This window comes from Massilicoli timonensis, from assembly GCF_900199515.1.
Taxonomy (GTDB): Bacteria; Bacillota_I; Bacilli_A; order Erysipelotrichales; family Erysipelotrichaceae; genus Massilicoli; species Massilicoli timonensis.
The window spans coordinates 1-835 of the sequence record NZ_LT963431.1; the positions used below are offsets into that span (position 1 = coordinate 1).

Sequence of the window (835 nt, forward strand, 5' to 3'; positions counted from 1 at the left end):
ATGCGAATCCGATCTTGAACTTAGCGGGGACATCCTATTACACATATGCGGAAGGGATCGTCATATTAGGAATCTATTGCATGATACTTTTTGGTGTGACTACACTGATCTTAAAGAAGAAAGATGTAATATAAGAAATTTGATATAAGAGAAGAAATGGAGAGCAGAGATAGATTATGGATCTAGAGGAGGCGATGGAAGATGTTGAAGAGAATTAAGCTAGGGGTCTTATCATCATTACGCAGTAAAACAACGAAGATCGCCATGATCTGTGTTTTGATCTGTGAACTGCTGATGGTCTTTCATTTGGAGGAGCGTGTAAGAGAGGAAAAGAAGGAATATTACCAAAAGTATGTAAACTTATACACGAACTTTTATAGGAAGTTCTGGTATAGAGAATTGAACTATGGTTACGTTACAGAGTTTTTAGGTTTCGATGAACACGATATCAGAAGAATGGATGCTACGTTTGATTATTTATATGAAACGACCTCCAAAGCCGCTAAAGCAATAGAAGATGAAGATTATACGACCTTTTATCGAGAAAATATCAAAGCCAATGTAGTATTAACAGATTCTATGGTTGAACTGGATAGTATATTTCATCTAGAAACCGATGAGGACTTCTTTAAGAATATCGAGATCGTAGAAAAGATAAAGAAAGATTGGAAACTACCTTATTATTCTTTTGGAAAATATGAAATACTTGATAAATTCTGGGCTCCTCAGTACATCTCCCAAACCCAATATTCCTATGAGATGTTAGAGAGAGGGATCGATGAACTATACACTCCAAGTTATCTGAACGGGAATACCGCGCTCTATCAATTCATCT

The 835-nt window shown here is 36.2% G+C and carries 1 protein-coding gene; it reads left to right on the plus strand.

The features are described from left to right. Positions 1-201: 201 nt before the first annotated feature. Positions 202-835, plus strand: a 634-nt coding sequence (locus C1712_RS00005) for a hypothetical protein (RefSeq protein ID WP_146003285.1), incomplete at its 3' end; no start/stop codon positions are given.